Source organism: uncultured Alloprevotella sp. (assembly GCF_963536905.1).
GTDB lineage: Bacteria > Bacteroidota > Bacteroidia > Bacteroidales > Bacteroidaceae > Alloprevotella.
The window spans coordinates 19,316-36,997 of sequence record NZ_CAUTBW010000025.1 but is presented as its reverse complement, the minus strand read 5'-3'; the positions used below and the strand labels follow the sequence as shown (position 1 = coordinate 36,997).

Annotated in this window: 8 protein-coding genes and 3 pseudogenes; 4 read left to right on the top strand and 7 right to left on the bottom strand. The window is 41.3% G+C overall.

What is annotated here, in order from left to right; all coding sequences use genetic code 11:
• Positions 1–32: 32 nt before the first annotated feature.
• Positions 33–8,198, top strand: a complete 8,166-nt coding sequence (locus tag ABLA33_RS05900; RefSeq protein ID WP_347719610.1) for a hypothetical protein — start codon at positions 33–35, stop codon at positions 8,196–8,198.
• A gap of 311 nt (positions 8,199–8,509) precedes the next feature.
• A pseudogene (locus ABLA33_RS05895) lies at positions 8,510–9,247 on the top strand (transposase); the annotation flags it as partial.
• On the opposite strand, the pseudogene ABLA33_RS05890 reads toward ABLA33_RS05895, so the two are convergent.
• Positions 9,241–9,401 (bottom strand): annotated as a pseudogene (locus tag ABLA33_RS05890) (IS4 family transposase); the annotation flags it as partial. The pseudogenes ABLA33_RS05895 and ABLA33_RS05890 sit on opposite strands and share 7 nt — an antisense overlap.
• A gap of 131 nt (positions 9,402–9,532) precedes the next feature.
• Here ABLA33_RS05890 and ABLA33_RS05885 point away from each other — a divergent pair.
• Positions 9,533–10,330 carry a hypothetical protein gene (locus tag ABLA33_RS05885; RefSeq protein WP_347719609.1) on the top strand — a complete coding sequence of 266 codons (798 nt, stop codon included), beginning with the start codon at positions 9,533–9,535 and terminating at the stop codon, positions 10,328–10,330.
• Positions 10,331–10,669: 339 nt separating this feature from the next.
• Here the strand turns inward: ABLA33_RS05885 and ABLA33_RS05880 are convergent, their stop codons facing one another.
• Positions 10,670–10,816 carry a hypothetical protein gene (locus ABLA33_RS05880; RefSeq protein ID WP_347719612.1) on the bottom strand — a complete coding sequence of 49 codons (147 nt, stop codon included), beginning with the start codon at positions 10,814–10,816 and terminating at the stop codon, positions 10,670–10,672.
• 329 nt (positions 10,817–11,145) lie between these two features.
• Here ABLA33_RS05880 and ABLA33_RS05875 point away from each other — a divergent pair, with 329 nt between their 5' ends.
• Positions 11,146–11,352 (top strand): hypothetical protein, encoded by a 207-nt coding sequence (locus ABLA33_RS05875; RefSeq protein WP_347719608.1) that lies wholly within the window; start codon positions 11,146–11,148, stop codon positions 11,350–11,352.
• A 71-nt stretch (positions 11,353–11,423) separates the two neighbouring features.
• On the opposite strand, the gene ppdK is transcribed toward ABLA33_RS05875, so the two are convergent.
• The 5 genes and pseudogenes from ppdK to ABLA33_RS05850 form a co-directional block, all read right to left on the bottom strand.
• Positions 11,424–14,153 carry a pyruvate, phosphate dikinase gene (gene ppdK / locus ABLA33_RS05870; protein ID WP_347719607.1) on the bottom strand — a complete coding sequence of 910 codons (2,730 nt, stop codon included), beginning with the start codon at positions 14,151–14,153 and terminating at the stop codon, positions 11,424–11,426.
• A gap of 517 nt (positions 14,154–14,670) precedes the next feature.
• Positions 14,671–15,075 carry a translation initiation factor gene (locus ABLA33_RS05865; RefSeq protein ID WP_347719606.1) on the bottom strand — a complete coding sequence of 135 codons (405 nt, stop codon included), beginning with the start codon at positions 15,073–15,075 and terminating at the stop codon, positions 14,671–14,673.
• Between the two features lies 1 nt (position 15,076).
• Positions 15,077–15,376 (bottom strand): glutaredoxin-related protein, encoded by a 300-nt coding sequence (locus ABLA33_RS05860; RefSeq protein WP_347719611.1) that lies wholly within the window; start codon positions 15,374–15,376, stop codon positions 15,077–15,079.
• 87 nt (positions 15,377–15,463) lie between these two features.
• Positions 15,464–15,711 (bottom strand): annotated as a pseudogene (locus ABLA33_RS05855) (GlsB/YeaQ/YmgE family stress response membrane protein); the annotation flags it as partial.
• Between the two features lie 269 nt (positions 15,712–15,980).
• Positions 15,981–17,672, bottom strand: a complete 1,692-nt coding sequence (locus ABLA33_RS05850) for a glutamine--tRNA ligase/YqeY domain fusion protein (RefSeq protein WP_311490403.1) — start codon at positions 17,670–17,672, stop codon at positions 15,981–15,983.
• Positions 17,673–17,682: the final 10 nt, after the last annotated feature.

Genomic DNA, 17,682 nt, shown 5'->3' with positions numbered 1-17,682 from the left:
GCAAGACAAAGCCTTTTGCGGAATATAAGGGTGTGAGGATTGATGAGGTGCAAAGCCCTTCTGAGAAGTATCAGCCTATAATACGAGCAACATTTAATAAGGTAAAACGCGAGCAAGGCATTATAGAGCCTATTGCTGAGAAGAAGAGGAAGCCTTTTACTGTGTTCGACGTCACAGTAAAAGAACCTCGCCGTCCAATGTTCGGAGGCGTCTACCATGATGGAGGGATGGCTGTTGCTACGAATGGGGTCGTTATGTTTGCGCATAAAGAGGCTTATGATGAAGCGAAAGAGGGTAAAATTATTACCAGTAAAGGTGATGTCATTGAGGGGAAATTCCCAGACTGGAGAGGTGCTATCCCTAAAGAAACTATTCCTACAGGCTTACAGACTGAGCCGCTTCTGGAGTTTGTCAATGGTGCGCTGGCAAGAATGAAAGCAGAAAAGGCAAAAAAATATGAGGTAGACGGAGCTTTAGCTTACATTAAATTTCAGGATGGCAACGTTGTCTGCTGTCAATTAGCAGACCTGCAAAAGATGCTGCGTGCGGCAAAGAGCATTGGTGCTGATGACTTGAGACTCGGAACTGATAAGGAATTTCTTGTTGCAGAAAGTCCTGCTGGGAAAGCAATTGTGATTATCCAAGGTGAAGAAAAGGCTCGTTATAATGCTGGTTACAATAACTTTGCTTACGAAGCTCCTACGGTGAAAGGTGAGGAGGTTTCCGATGGAGCACTGGATAATCCTTATCCATCAGAAAAAGAGGTGGAACAAGAAGCTAAGGATGATAATACGGGTAATGTCGTTTTGAAACAATTCAGTAATGTTCTTCTTTCGGCAGATACTGAATCTCAACGCTTGGCTACTGATGCGGCATTGGAAGGTTTGAAGCGTGCAGGTGTACCTGTCGAAGTAGTTTCGGATGAGCAGGCAGCAGCAATGCTTGGAGAACAAAAAGGGGTGGAATTGAGTGCGAAACAAAAAAGAGCACTTGAGACCGCCTCCCCTGCTATGCAGGATCATCATACTGTCGTCTCAAGTGCTGATGGCACAAAGGTATTAAAAGGTTTGGATAATACCATTGAGGAATACGAAAAATTAAAAGGTAATAAGCCAAATACTTTGATTGGTGACATTGCTAAAGTTTTGGGAGCAACAAGACATGGTAGCAACAGTGAGTATGCTTCTTTTGAAACAAAGAATGGGAAACTGGTTACCATCCGCTTGGCTAATCACAATGCTAAGGTTTCTACGTTTGATAATAATGGAGAGAGCGAAGGTCTTAGTATCGTTATTACTCCAAAAGAGAATGCTAAATTAACTAATGATGGCGAAGCTCACATAACAGAATTCTACTATAATGCTGTTAAACTTCGTCGTGCTGAAGGAAAACCATTGGTTGAGATTCTGAAGAGTATCAAGCAGGCATTGTACAGCGGAGAATATAAGGATACTACAGGGCTTGCTGAGGTGCAGGAGGTGAATGTGCCTCGTGCGGAGCTTCACATGGTGTACCATGGTAGTGGTGCTGACTTTGACGCGTTCGACCATTCTCATATGGGAGAGGGTGAAGGTCAGCAAGCGTACGGCTGGGGAACGTATGTGACCGAGGTCGAAGGCATAGGGGAACAGTATGCTGAAGCTAATCATGGAAATCTTGACTTCGATGAGGAGGCTTTTTATGATGAAGCAAATGAATATATAGAGGAGGTCTTCGGTAGTCGTGATGGGTTGGATTATGCGTATAACGATGGTGGCTTTGAAATATTCAATGTTAATAGAGACCCTGAAACTCTTAATTATTTCTTAGATTATTTCAAAGAGCATCCTAATGAATTCGATAGTTGGGAAGATCCTAATGAGATAGACGTGAGTACCCTTGACGAAAAAGGGATAGAAGAGTTAGGACGGGCTTTGGAACGATCTATGGATGATGTTGTCCAAGAGGATGTCCAAGCTTTATTTGAAAAGTATATGACTGTGCCTGCTCGTCATCTCTACTCTGTTGAAATTCCTGATGACACAGGAAGCAACTATCTGGACTATACGAAAAATTATGCAGATGATAGAAGCGGTATAAACACAGAACATTTAATTGATGCGCTGTATGATGAAATTCTTGCAACAGATGATGAGCATCTCTATGACAGCAAGCAAGCTAAGAAGGAACTTAGAAAAGAACTTTCCGAATTAGCTTTTAGTTCTGGAAAAGACATCTATGGTGATATATCCTCTTATCTGGGCAGTGATAAAAAGGCCAGCGAATTCTTACACAGGCAAGGTATTGTTGGCATCTCCTACCCTGCTCAATATAGAAGTGGCGGTCGCGAAGACGATGCTCGGAATTATGTTATCTTTGACGAGGAAGACCTGAAGATAACGGATCATGTGCAATTCATGAAGACGCCATCTGGTACGCTGTATGGTTGGACTGTTGGCGGTAAGATTTATCTTACCAAGGATGGTTTGAACCCTAACACGCCTATCCATGAGTACACTCACCTATGGGCGCAGGCCATGAAGGAGCGCAATAAAGAGGGGTGGCAGAGTGTGAAAGAATTGCTCCGCGATACCCCTGTGTGGGATGAGGTGTTGAAAGACAAGAACTATCAGGATATTCTTGATGATGAAGATGCTATAGCCAGCGAGGCGTTGAGCCGCATCAGCGGAAAGAAAAACGCTGAGAAGATGGGAGCCGAAGCACGGAAGATGATAGACGAAGCTAAGGACTATGTGGACAAGGCAAAGGCTATCTCATTGCTCGAGCATATGAAGAGTGCGTTGAAGAAGTTCTGGAACTGGGTCGGAAAGGATTTGTTCGGCATCAAGAAGTTTAGCTCTGTGGATGAAATTACGGACAGAGTTCTGTATGACTTGACGAATGGAACTGACTTGAAAGGTGCTGCATCAGAAAAGGTAGAAAAGCAGCAAGTGTCTACTGGTTCGGAAGAAGAGCGTGCAATCATTGAGCGCGCCAAGGAGAGCGGCACTTACATGAAAGCTCCGAACGGTAAACCTACGAGACTGACGGAGAAGCAGTGGGCGCAAGTAAGAACAAAGGCTTTCAAGAGTTGGTTTGGTGACTGGGAAAAGGCTGCGCGGATTGAGAAACTGCGTAAGAGTGAGCCTGTGGAGATTACAGGTAGTGAATACAAAGGAAAGTATGAATTGAACCGAGATAGTGCCAAGGCGTGGATAAAGGATAACCTACGGGGTGAGTATACCATTGCCGACACAGGGGAAAAAATCGCTATTGGAAGAAAGGGCATCAATAAAGTTACCTCTCATAGTATGGGAAACGAAGCCCATCTGAAGAGCCTCATTGCTGTCCCGAAAATGTTGGAACAGTCCGTTTTTATTACGGAGGAAAAGGCTGATAAACTCAATGCTCAATATCCGACATATCGCTATTACGTTGTTGGTTTGAATATTGCTGGCGTAGACTATACGGCAAAGTTGACCATTGGGGTTGATGAGAATGGTAATAAATATTATGACCACGCCTTGACTGAGATAGAAAAAGGCAAACTGCTTGACCAAATTAATGGACAAGCAGTTGATAATGGTTTTATGTCAACGGGGGCAGAGCCTAATCCGTCTGTTACCGATAGCAAAGATACGAAGTTAGTTTCCATTCTGCAAACCAACAGTTCAAAATTCGTTGATGAGAACGGTGAGCCTATGGTGTTCTATCACAACACTAACAATAATTTTAGTGTTTTCGATTCAGAAAGGAATGGGACACATACTGATGCAGGTTGGCTTGGTGACGGTTTTTATTTCTATGGTGATGAAAATGAGGGTTCAGGTTACGGTAATATTAAAATGGGCGTATTCTTAAATGTCCGTGACCCGTATTATGCTACGAGTAAAGAGAACAATCAACTTGCAGAAGCTAATTCCCGAGACATGTCTGTTGACTTCAGAGAGAACTTAGAGGAAGAGGGCTATGATGGTGTTTTCTACAATGGTGACCTTAGACAAGAAGCCGTCGTATTTGAACCTAATCAAATCAAGAGTGCTACGGATAACAATGGTGAGTTTTCTCAAGAAAGTGATGATATACGTTATCGAGAAAGTAATGGCAGCAGCGAGAGGACGCTTGTTGGTATTCACAATATAAGCGCAGATAAACTTTCTAAGGCTATCAAGCAAGGCGGTTTGGCAAATCCGAGTGTTGCGGTTATAGACATAAGTAAGCAGCAACATACGGGGTATGGTGAGATTTCGCTGATTATGCCTTCTGATAAAATCAATAAGCGAACGGGAAAGAATGCAGGAACGTTTGAGGGTGATGCGTGGACACCGATGTATCCTTCTGTTGAACGACAGATGAGCAGAGAAGGTAGTCTGGTAATGGAACATGACATTAAGGCTCTTCCAAATGAGATGCAACTCGGTGTACGCAATGCTTTAAGGAATTGGTTAGACAGTCGCGTTGATACAAAATTGTCATACCTTTATTTATTCCAGCAAGGGAAAGCACCCGATTTTGAAACAATTAAGCCAAAGTATAATAAAGAAGTCCATAGAGCTTTTGGTGACATAATGCATGAGGTTACTAATGTATATGACTTGTCCAAAAACGATATTGAGAAATTAGTTGATCTATATGTAAAAACGGAACTTAATGGCGACATCAATGAGTTTAATCAATCATATGAAAGAAATATAGCCAAGCATAAAGAAATTCTCTCTAATAAAAAGCCAGGGTCTCTCCGTTATGAAAAAGCATTAATCTATTTAAGAGATGCAGAAGAGTATGGTCGCCCTATTGATGTCTTACAAAGATTTGTCGATGAAGTGTGGAGAGATAAAAATACACAAGGGAGAGTAAGCATAGAAAAGACCTTTGATGCTGCAAATAAAAAGATAAAAGAAGATGGTTTAGAACACGACTACAAAAAATGGACAGATGGCTTGAACGAACGCTATCAGACGAAAGAGGTAATCTTTGATGGTTTTACTCCTTCAGGGATGCGTAGGTATGTTCCTAACACTTTGGAGAATGTATCTAAGCTGATGAAGAAGCAGGGTCGCAACGCCTCTAATGGCATTGGGTCTTCTTTTTCAAATTTCGCTGCAAGTGTGATGAAGGCTAACACAAGCCTTGATAGTATCAGAAAAAAGAAAGACAAGCTTACAAACGACCATCAAGATCTTGACGATTTTGAAGAGAAGTGGCAGGATGTCTATGTTGACCTCTCGAGGAAGTTGCAGCCCGATGCTAATGCATATGATGATTATGGCTTCGCACGCTTGCAAGAAGCTGCTTCTAAAGCCGACCCTCAAGCTTACCTACAGAAGGAGTATGGCGTGACTTTATCTGACGAGGATACACAGCGTCTCAAAGATATGGTTAAGGCAATCAAGGAAGAGCGTCCTTCAATGTATTTTGAGACAAAGTTTGAGCGTCCAGTTACGTTTGATGAGTTTGCCGCAGCGGTAGTTCCTCACAATACTGATGCTGAAATTAAGCAGCAGTTGCGGGATGCAGGTTTGAAAGTCGTTGAATATGAGGCAGGCAACGAAGAATCCCGCGCCAAGGCTGTGGAGGAAGCGAGTAAATCTGATGATATTCGATTCCGCCAAGAAGAAAGAGCTGCGCGAGAATTGGCAGAGGTGAATGAGCGGTTCAATGAGGAGTTGCAAAAGCAGATTGATGGCACTTTGCCAGCAGGGCATGTCTATCAGTTAGGGATGCCTGGGGAGATATTGCTTTCTACTGGTATTCCTAACCTTCCTATACAGATGAATGCAAAGAGACTTCAAGCTAAGGCAACATCTTACGGACATGATTTTGACCTTTCGGAAGTAAAAGACTTGGTGAATGTTCTGCAACATCCATTGGCTTTATTCTCCTATGGGGACAAGACTAAGGCGCAGAACATTATTGTTTCGTTACAAAAAGATGGTAATAACTTTATCGTAGGTCTTTCTCTAAATCCGTCTGTAGGGGGACATAAATTGGAAATCAACAGTATTAGAAACGTATTCCCCAAAAAGAATGCAGAATGGCTGAATTGGATTTCACAAGGTAAGGCTTTATACATTGATAAAGAAAAAGTCCAAAACCTTATAGACCAACAGCGAACGATTCTCGCTGACGTGGACTATCTTGATTTGGACTCTGCTGCAAAGATACTGAAAGATTTTCAGAACCCCACAATAGATGAGAAGAATCATTCTGCACTCAGTGAGAATGCTTTGTCATCAGAACCCTCTCATGATAGAGAGGCTATGCGTAATGAAGCTGTTCAGTTGTCTGACAAGCTGCACACTCCTATCAAGATTGTGGAGGATGTGAAAGATATTACGCATTCGAATGCTGAGGTGGAGAGACGCAAACGCAACTCAAAGGGCTGGTATGATGTGAGGACTGGAGAGGTTGTGGTTGTTCTGCCTAACAATAGCGATGTGGAGGATGTGGCTGCAACGGTGATGCACGAGACTGTGGCACACAAGGGCCTTCGTGAACTTGTGGGCGAGGAACATTATGATGAGTTCCTTGATGAGGTTTACGAGCATCTGCGTGGTGATTTGAAGCAGCGCGTTGATGCAGAAGCGGGGCGTTCGTTTGTTGATGATACTACCAAGAATGGAGAGCGTGCGAAGAGCTACGAGCGGCACCGCAGGACTGCTGTTGATGAGTTGTTCGGAGACATGGCAGAGAAACCATTTGAGGAGTTCAGCGAGGGCGAGCGTACGTTGTGGCAGAAGCTCAAGGAGGTTGTTCGCAAGCTATTGGATAAGTTCTTGGAATCTTTGAAGTTGCCGAAGTGGTTTGAGCTTGGCGATAATGAGTTGCGCTATATGCTGTGGCGTAGTAAGGAGCGTTTGGAGCGTGGCAAGGAGCATCCGATAGACCTTGCACGCGACATGGTGATGCGTGAGGAGTTGGGCTTGAGTGAGGCGGCACGGATGCGTATGGGCGATACTCCCGACACTTTCAAGGCGCGCCAGAGACGAGCTGTGAAAGAGAAAGGAGTTGTTATGCCTGGGCTTAATGATGCAGTTATCAAGGTGGTAAATGTCCCTGCACACCAATACACGGGTGGTATTGCAGAAGCAACACGGCAAGCCATAGATGCAGCCAAGGCAAAGTACGTTCCAAATGGAAAACCAATAGTATTACACTACAATAATTATGGTGCTGAGTTTGATTATTCTATCTCAGGAAAAGCAATCGAAGTCAGCCTTAGTCCGAAGCATCAAGCAAAGAGCGTGAATAAGCGTGTGCATCTTTCCTTGGCTGAACATGTTGACGAGGTTATAGAAAACAGCATTGAAGTTGAGGAGCATTCCGATTACCAAAAGAATGAACGTGGAGAACGCGACACACAGAAAGTTAATGGTAGTGCATTGATGCACCGCTTCTATGGTGCTATTGCAATTGATGGAAAACCATACCGTGTGATGACACTGATGCGTGAAGAAAAGCGTTCAGATGGTATGCGGAATGGTGTACATGCCTATGAGGTACAAAAAATAGAAGTGCTCGACGAAACGCCGAACACTCCTAATGGTACTGATGGGCTTAATAGCGAACTTGAAGCATCATCAGCGGTTGCAAAGCTACTGAAAGATGTTGAGAAATCCTACGATAGTGGTAAAAAAGTTCTTGATGAGAGTCGAAAGGCAGACGAAAATCCTATTCTCTACCGCGATGGAGAAGAGACGGAGGATATTTGGAAGGATAAGAGTATGGGGCTGCATGAGCGTACTACTGCTGCTGCTATGCGCCTTGCCGATAAGCACCAAGAGAATAAGACACTTCGCAATGATGCTATGCGCGCTATCGGCAACAACCTTGCAGATTTGCGCAAGGCAATGAGCCTGCAGCGTAGGTTTGATATGGCAACCGTGAAACGTGTTTCAGACCTTGCACGTGTGTTGATGAATAATGGATACATAGGCGATATGACGCAACAGGAAGTGAAGAGTTTGCTTGCTGCTGTGAGGAATAGTGTGGGCCATAATGACATTGACAGAGATGTGCAGAAGGTGATGGAAATCATGGTGAAGAACCAGTTGAGGAGAGCCGAAAAAGCATTGAGCGCACTGGAAGCGATTAAAGGCAGCAAGGTGAATGCAAAGGGTGTTAAGGTGCAGGGGAAGCTTGATGCCGCAGGTGGTCAACTCATGGAAGTGTTTAAGAAAATTATAGAGCCTATTGTGAATAATCATACTTTAATGTAGGCAGATAAAGAAAAAGGACTTGCTTATCTCTACTCAGCGTCACATCAGGTTCAGCAGGAAATAGACAAACAAGTCCTCATCTCTGCTTCAAATATACTGAAAGATTTTGAGAAGCCCAGAATAGAGAGGAAGAATCATCTACACTGAATAGTGAGAATATTGGTGTACATATAGTAATACCTTAATTCCACAGCATAAATTCTTGTGAGAACTCCAAGTGCCTGAGAAACAAAGTTCTCAAAACACTTGGATATGTCAGAAATTTCACCTATCTTGGTGCTGCAAACATAACAAGTAAGCAAAAATCTGACATGACAAAGGTAGCAATTAAAAACGAGAATATCACTTCTTTCGGTGGAATTTATCATATTATGGACGTTTTCTCAAAGTTGGGCTTTGAAAAACTTACCGAATCTGTATTGGGCAAACGTGGAAGTAGCGGCAAAGCATTCAGCCATGGAAGTATTTTCGGCTCTCTCTTCTTCAGCTACCTTTGTGGTGGAGAATGCCTTGAGGACATCAATGCGCTTATAGGGCAGTTCAAGCAGAGACCTAATACGCTATTACCCGGTGCCGACACTGTGGGGCGCGGACTAAAGGAGCTTGCCGAGGAAAATACTGTCTATAAGAGCGAGACCTCCGGCAAGTCGTATAGTTTCAACACGGCAGAAAAGTTGAATACCTTACTTTTACGGATGATACGGAGAATGGGACTTATAAAGGTGGGCAGTCATGTTGACCTGGACTTTGACCACCAGTTTGTTCCAGCCCACAAGTTCGATGCAAAGTATTCTTACAAGCAGGATTTTGGCTATTTCCCTGGTTGGGCTTCCATTGGGGGAATCATAGTCGGAGGTGAGAATCGTGACGGAAACACCAATGTGAGATTCCATCAAGAAGACACGCTCCGTCGCATTATGGACCGTGTAACCTCAGAACTTGGTGTGGTAATAGAGTGTTTCCGTGCTGACTGCGGGTCGTTCTCAAAGGAAATCATCCAAACCGTAGAGTCGCGCTGCAACACGTTCTATATACGTGCAGCCAACTGCGAAGCCGAAACCCCGTCCTGTTTCTCCAATGACAGACGAGATAACAGGTGACCGATGCCAAACTTGCCAAAAGATGAAACAAATCATCACTCATTCGAGTTTTAACACTCAAAAGTTTGGATAACTCACTTATTTTCTCTATTTTTGTTTCCATAACAGTTTTGTTGTTTTGTCTTTAAAATCAGTTGTTTGACGATTACTAATTTACAAAGGAAATTCGACAAACTGTTATTTTTCTATCTATTTATTTGGGTGGGAACCTTTAGTTTATAAATTATTACAGGTATGAAAACTATTAATGAAGAAATTGTTGAGTGGGCTAAAAAGTATGTTCCAATATTTAATGAATTATCAACTAAGTATCAAACGCCATATTACACACAATCTCCCTTGAGCGTTTTAGAAAACCATGTTGATTGTATGATTATTGGTATTAATCCGAAAGGCGAATTAGGAACTGGTTCATCTGTATTTGAAAATCCAGAAAACTTCTTAGAGGGAAATCCTGATTGGAGTAGTAGATTTTGTGAAGATGGTACTATAAGTCCTAACTGGGGGAAAGGTCATAGATATCTCCCTGATACACATTTTTTTCTTGGTTATGATTCTTTCTATCATCCTGAAAGTATAGATAACGATAAAAAGACAATATGGACAAACCTTACTCCATTTGTTTCTGATAATGGAAATAATGATGTCTTAAGGGAACTGATGAGTGAAGGAATAAAAAGTACTTTGGAGTTAATAAAGATTGTCAAACCCAAATACATTGTATTGTTGGGTAAAGAGGCCTTTGCACAACTAAAAAAGAATAGTGGAGATGCTGAATCTTCTATACAATATAGCCATGTATTTAGTAATGTGGATGCACAGATTGGCTATATTTTTGATATACCTACAGTGTGTGTGCGCCATCCTGCAGGGTCATGGGAAGTAAGTAAACTGTTTATCCCAATGTTTATTTTTTTACACAAGATGACTGTTATTTTAAAAAATAGAAGCCCACATGTCAATATGATAGAGTATATGCGCAATGAAATGACTTTATGGCAGAAAAAAGTTAGTAAGACATGTAATAGCTGATAGTAAGAGTGAATGCATATTAGAGAGACTCAAGTAAGATAAAGTTCTCTCTACAACTCATCTATTGACGGTTGTTTGCGGTAAGGAAATTGATACTCACAATCTATATATACCCTTAACTCCGCAGCATAAAATCTTTTAAGAAATCCAAGTGCCTGGGAAACAAAGTTCTCAAAATACTTGGATATGTCAGAAATTTCACCTATCTTAGTGCTACAAACATAACAAGTAAGCAAAAATCTGACATGACAAAGGTAGCAATTAAAAACGAGAATATCACTTCTTTCGGTGGAATTTATCACATCATGGACGTTTTCTCAAGGTTGGTTTTTGAAAAACTTACTGAATCCGTGTTGGGCAAACGTGGAAGTAGCGGCAAAGCATTCCTACAAGCAGGATCATGGTTATTTCCCTGGTTGGGCTTCCTTTGGGGAAATCATAGTCGGAGGTGAGAAACATGACGGAAACACCAATGTGAGATTCCATCAGGAGGACAGCATATCTTTGTAGCTCTCACATTTCCCATTGGTTTGGGTGGGGGATTTCATGATTATGCAAGAACCAAGAACCCCAGAAAATCCCCATATCAATGGATAAATCCCAAAAATGTCACTTCAATATATAAAAGTACCTCACAAGGAATAATGCTGCGGAATTGAGGTAATATAGAAGTAGAGGAACATTCCGACTATAAGAAAGTTAATGGGAAACGTAATTCAGACAATGGTATTGGTGATGGAAATATGCTTGTACATCGCATGTATGGTGCTGTAGAGATTGAAGGCATGACATACACAGAGTAAAAACAACCATACATGAACATAACACGAAAGGAAATGTTCATGTATGATTATAGGGTTACAGAAATAGAGCTAATCATAAGTGTCTCTCCAACGAGCAATGCACTGAATAGCTCTATTAAAAGAGTTGATTACTCAACTCTTCCTGTTGCAAAACTACTTGAAAATGTTGAGAACTCCTATTTTATAGATTCATTTATTGATTATTTAGTTTTTTCATAAACATAAAATATGGACAAGCTCCTGTTGAACAAGTGCCTATCCATATTTACTTAATTATAAAATGTACTCGTTTATTCCTCTACGGCAGCTTGAGCTGCAGCGAGACGTGCAATAGGCACGCGGAATGGAGAACAGCTCACATAGTTAAGACCAACCTTGTGACAGAACTTAACTGAACTTGGTTCACCTCCATGCTCGCCGCAAATACCACATTTCAGTTCGGGACGAACTGAGCGCCCCTTTTCTACTGCCATGTTAATAAGCTGACCTACACCCTTTTGGTCGAGAACTTGGAATGGATCAACTTTCAAGATCTTCTTATCCAAGTAGACCGGCAAGAAACTTGCGATATCATCACGGCTATAACCGAAGGTCATCTGCGTCAAATCATTTGTTCCGAATGAGAAGTATTCTGCATGCGTAGCGATTTTATCAGCTGTAAGAGCTGCACGAGGAATCTCAATCATTGTGCCAACCTTGAACTTGATTTCGAGGCCTTGTTCTGCAAAAACCTTTGCAGCCTCTGCGCGAATCACGCGTTCTTGATTTTCAAACTCATGAACATTACCAACTAAAGGTACCATGATTTCGGGATGAGGATCAAGTCCTTCTTTTTTCAGTTCACAAGCAGCCATGAGAATAGCACGCGTTTGCATTGCAGTGATCTCGGGGAAAGTATTACCCAAACGGCAACCACGATGTCCCAACATGGGGTTATGCTCAGAAAGACTCTCAACGCGGTGCTTAATAGTCTCTACACTAACGCCCATTTCCTCTGCCATCGTCTGTTGGCCGAGAGTATCATGAGGAACAAACTCATGGAGTGGTGGATCAAGCAAGCGTACATTTACGGGATATCCGTTCATAGCTCTGAATAAGCCTTTGAAGTCTTCCTTCTGATAAGGTAATAACTTTGCCAAAGCACGTTCGCGACCTTCTGCATCTTCTGCTAGAATCATTTCGCGCATAGCGATAATCTTCTCATTATCGAAGAACATATGCTCTGTACGACAGAGGCCGATACCTACAGCTCCGAAACGGCTTGCAACTTCAGCATCATGTGGAGTATCAGCATTGGTACGTACCTGAAGATGTGTGTATTTGCTGCACAAATCCATCAGAGCTGCAAAATCATCGCTGAGTTCTGCTGCCTGCGTAGGAATTTCACCTTTGTAAACATGGCCGTTTGTACCATTCAGAGAGATATAGTCACCTTCTTTCAAAATCTGGCCATCAATTTCAATGATACGTTTTTTATAGTCAACATTTACAGCACCTGCACCGCTAACGCAACATTTACCCATACCTCGAGCAACCACTGCTGCGTGGCTCGTCATACCTCCACGAGCTGTCAAGATACCTTCCGCCTCGGCCATACCTGCAAGATCTTCAGGACTAGTTTCAAGACGAACGAGAATGACTTTATGTCCATCATGATGCCACTTTTCTGCATCATCAGCAAAGAATACAATTTGACCACAAGCTGCACCAGGACTTGCAGGAAGGCCACGTGTAAGCTCTTTTGCTTGACTCAGTGCTTCCCTATTGAATACTGGGTGTAAAAGTTCGTCTAATTTCAACGGCTCGCAACGCTTAATGGCTGTTTTCTCATCAATCTTACCTTCACGAAGCAGATCCATTGCAATCTTAACCATTGCAGCTCCTGTACGTTTTCCATTACGTGTTTGAAGGAACCAAAGTTTGCCTTCCTGCACTGTAAACTCCATGTCCTGCATATCGCGGTAGTGATCTTCCAACTTAGTTTGCAGGGCATCTAATTCGTTGAACATCTCGGGCATAACCTCCTCCATAGAAGGATATTTTGCAGCACGCTCTTCCTCAGAAATACCTTGTAATTCAGCCCAATGGCGGCTTCCTGCCAAAGTGATTTGCTGTGGAGTACGAATACCCGCAACTACGTCTTCGCCTTGTGCGTTTACTAACCATTCACCATTGAAGACATTTTCACCAGTTGCTGCATTTCGGCTAAAGCAAACACCTGTAGCACTAGTCTCGCCCATATTCCCAAAGACCATAGCCATTACGGTTACAGCTGTACCCCACTCTTGTGGAATTCCTTCCATCTTACGATAGAGGATAGCACGTTCGTTCATCCAACTATCGAATACAGCGCAGATAGCTCCCCATAACTGTTCCATAGGGTCATCGGGAAACTGTTTTCCTGTACGTTCCAAGATGGCATCCTTAAAGAGTTTCACCAAATTCTTCAGGTCTTCAGTGTCAAGTTCATTATCGGTCTTAACACCTTTTTGTTCCTTTACCTTCTCGATAATCTCCTCAAAAGGATCTATCTCTTCTTTTGAAGCTGGTTTCAGCTCCATCACTACATCGCCATACATTTGAACAAAGCGGCGATAAGCATCATAAGCAAAACGAGGATTTCCTGTTTTTTTTGCCAAGCCTTCAACAACAGTGTCGTTAAGGCCAAGGTTTAGAATAGTATCCATCATGCCAGGCATTGACGCGCGAGCACCTGAACGAACACTCAGCAAGAGAGGATTTTCCGCATCTCCAAACTTTTGGTTTGTCAAGTTTTCAATATGCGCCAAAGAACGTTCCACTTCATCTTTGATAAGTGCTACGACCTTGTCATGCCCAATCTCGTAGTATTCGTTGCAGACATCTGTTGTTATGGTGAACCCAGGAGGAACAGGGACTCCAATAAGGTTCATTTCTGCGAGGTTGGCACCTTTGCCACCTAATTCGTTACGCATATCGGCGCGACCTTCTGCTTGGCCGTTACCAAATGTGTAAACTCTCTTTCCGCCCTTCATAGCCATTTTGAAGTTTTTTAAATTTATAATTTGAGAATAATAGGCAAAATTATATTTTTCTGCTCACTCAACAAAGCGTTTTACTAGTTTTATATATTCTTCTATTAACATTTGAGAGGAATTAAATGTCATTATATGTACTTTCTTTCAACTTTTCTTAATTTATAACTTGGAAAAATGATTATTTCAGAAGACTGAGATATAATCATCTTAGAATATCTAGAAAGTTTATCCTCGTTTACAAGAAATAAGCAAGAGAAATGCCGCCTCTAAATATAGCTTCTATTATAAAAAATCAATGGAAATTGATATGTCTCTCAAAAAACATCATCCGACATAACTACAAAGATGTACCTTCGCCATTCCGTCAAAAAGCGACTATAAAACTTATATAAGATTATCAAGAAGATCCTTATTGCGTAAAAAAATGCAATAAGAATGTCAGTTGATAGCATAAGGCTATCAGCTGACTTCTTTATTGTATATTTTGCAAAATATAAGAGTTTCGAGTAAAGGAGAGTACTTATAGTGGGAAGCCTTCCGCCTTTAGTATATCCAGAAGTTTCTGGCGATGATTGCCTTGAATAATAATTTCTCCATTTTTAACACTCCCTCCTACTCCACATTTCTGCTTCAAAAGTTTACAAAGTTTTTTCATGTCAGCGTCAGTACCAACGAAACCTTTTACGATTGTAACCGTCTTACCAGCACGACCTGATCGTTCCATACTCAAATGAAGTTTTTGCTGGTGGTTTAAAAGCTTTTTAGGTTCATCCTCTTCACATTCTGAATAATCATAGTCTGGATTTGTAGAAAAAACAACTCCTCTACGCTTTTTTCGAATAACGTATGGTTTATTCTTAGCTTCTTCACCTTCACATCTCTCACCAAGAGCAGCTAAGGCACTTTTCCAATCTGTTCCGGTCATATCAACAACCACTGCCGTCAAGATTACAGACAGCTCCTATAGATTCTACATCAGATCTTAATCCCACATCTTCAGGTCTAAAAGTTATAGCACCATCTTCAAGCAAAAAACAGGGTATTCCTACTGCTCCTTGCTTTTTCACTTTGTCAAAGGTAGGATGCGAATCACGCAATTTTAGGAATTGTTTTAGATTGCGAATGTGTTTACTAATATCTATCAATTCAAAACGAGAATCATTTTTAATTTGCCCTTCGATATCTTCACAATCAGGGCAGGTATTCATAACAAAAACTTTTATCATGTCAGGATTATTCTTTGATATAGAAACAAGTATAAAACGAAAATAAGAAGAATTACGAGAGGAGCATTTACTAGTCAAAAAAAAATTCCAAATCCACAAAACACAAATAGCACCTAATACGCAGAAAACGAAATTGCTTAAAACTCCTTTATCAAAAAGTTCTATATTCAACACACAACTAATAAAAGAACCAGCGTAACTACCTATTATTCCTATAAATAGGTTCTAACAGCACCCCTTTCCTTCACCGCTCATAATACGATTAGCAACACATAACCAATAACAATCTCTGCCAAGATGGAGCATGCTGTGAATTCTTCAATATGTTCAAGCATTTCTTCGTTTTACAGTTTTACAGTATCTGTCATTACTAAGAAACATACATCAAGCGTTCCTTTCTTAAATTATTTTTTGCAAATGTAGTAAAAAAGGAAGGATAAGAATAATTCTAAAATACTAAATATATGCTCGATTCTTAGCTGCCGCTAAGAGTCGGACATATTCTTCCTTTATTTTTGTACATGATGAGTACAAAAGTTGCCCAACAAAAATCTCATCTTATAGCAAATGTTTTGTTGGGCAACTAAAAAATTAGTATTTATCGCTATTTCTTCTTTGCAAAACTATCTTTCAAGCCAACAGTACGGTTGAAAATAAGGTGCTCTGGCGTTGAGTCGTCATCGAAAGTAAAATAACCAATACGTTGGAACTGCAAGTAACGAGTAAGTCCTGGATGTGCCGCATAGGACTCAACATAGCCATTTACGACTCTCTTTGAATCAGGGTTTAACAATTCACGGAAATCACGCTCGTCGGCAGCAGGGTTCTCAATACTGAAAAGTTTATCATAAATACGAACCTCCGCAGGTAAACAATGTTTGGCACTAAGCCAATGTAAAGTACCCTTCACTTTACGATCAGCTCCGGGCATACCACTTTTACTCTCAGGATCATATTCACAATAAATTTCCTCTATATTACCTGCTTCATCTTTCTTGCATCCTGTACATTTTACAATATATGCATTCTTCAAACGAACTTCTTTACCAGGAACCATTCGGAAAAACTTCTTCGGGGCATCTTCCATGAAATCATTGCGTTCAATCCAAAGTTCACGACTAAATGTTATTGAATGAGTTCCTTCTGCTTCATTCTCTGGATTATTTACTGCAAGCATTTCCTCTGAAACTCCTTCTGGATAATTCGTTACAATGAGTTTCACTGGATCGAGGACAGCACTAAGACGCAAGGCTCGATTATTTAAATCTTCTCTTGCTGCAGCTTCCAACATAGAATAATCATTAAGCGCATCATATTTCGTATAACCAATCATATTGATGAACTTGCGGATTGATTCAGGAGAATAACCACGGCGACGTAAACCACAAACTGTCGGCATACGAGGGTCATCCCAACCATCTACAAGATGTTCCTGAACAAGAGCAAGAAGTTTTCTCTTTGACATAACAGTATATGTCAAATTAAGACGATTGAATTCAAACTGACGTGGACGATTATCTTCTAGGTCTTTTTGTTCCTTCAGTTCATCGATAAAAAAGTCATAGAGAGGACGATGAGGAACGAACTCCAATGTACAAATAGAATGTGTCACCCCCTCAAAGAAGTCGCTTTGACCATGAGCAAAATCGTACATAGGATAAGCTTTCCACGTGTCACCTGTGCGATGATGATGATGTTTTATAATTCGATAAATCACTGGATCGCGAAAGTGCATATTGGGGTTGGCCATATCAATTTTTGCGCGTAGTACCATCTTACCTTCCTCAACCTCTCCCGTATTCATCTTTGAAAAGAGTTCCAAATTTTCCTCAATGGGGCGATCCCGATAAGGACTTGGAGTGCCAGGTTCAGTTGGAGTTCCTTTCTGAGCAGCTATTTCCTCGCTAGATTGCTCATCTACGTAGGCTTTGCCCTCTTTTATTAAACGAACGGCAAAATCCCATAATTGTTGGAAATAGTCAGAAGCATAATAAATATTCTCCCACTTGAAGCCCAACCATTCTATGTCACGCAAAATTGCGTCAACATATTCGGTATCTTCCTTTTGAGGATTAGTATCATCAAAACGCAAATTACATACTCCACCAAATTTTTCAGCTACGCCAAAATCCATACATATAGCCTTTGCATGACCTATATGAATATATCCATTGGGTTCAGGTGGAAAGCGTGTTTGCAGACGCCCCCCGTTCTTCCCTGCAGCCAAATCATCCTTTACAATCTGCTCAATAAAGTTCAGATTTTCTTTCATTGGTTCTTCTATTGATGTAGTCATATCTTTTTAC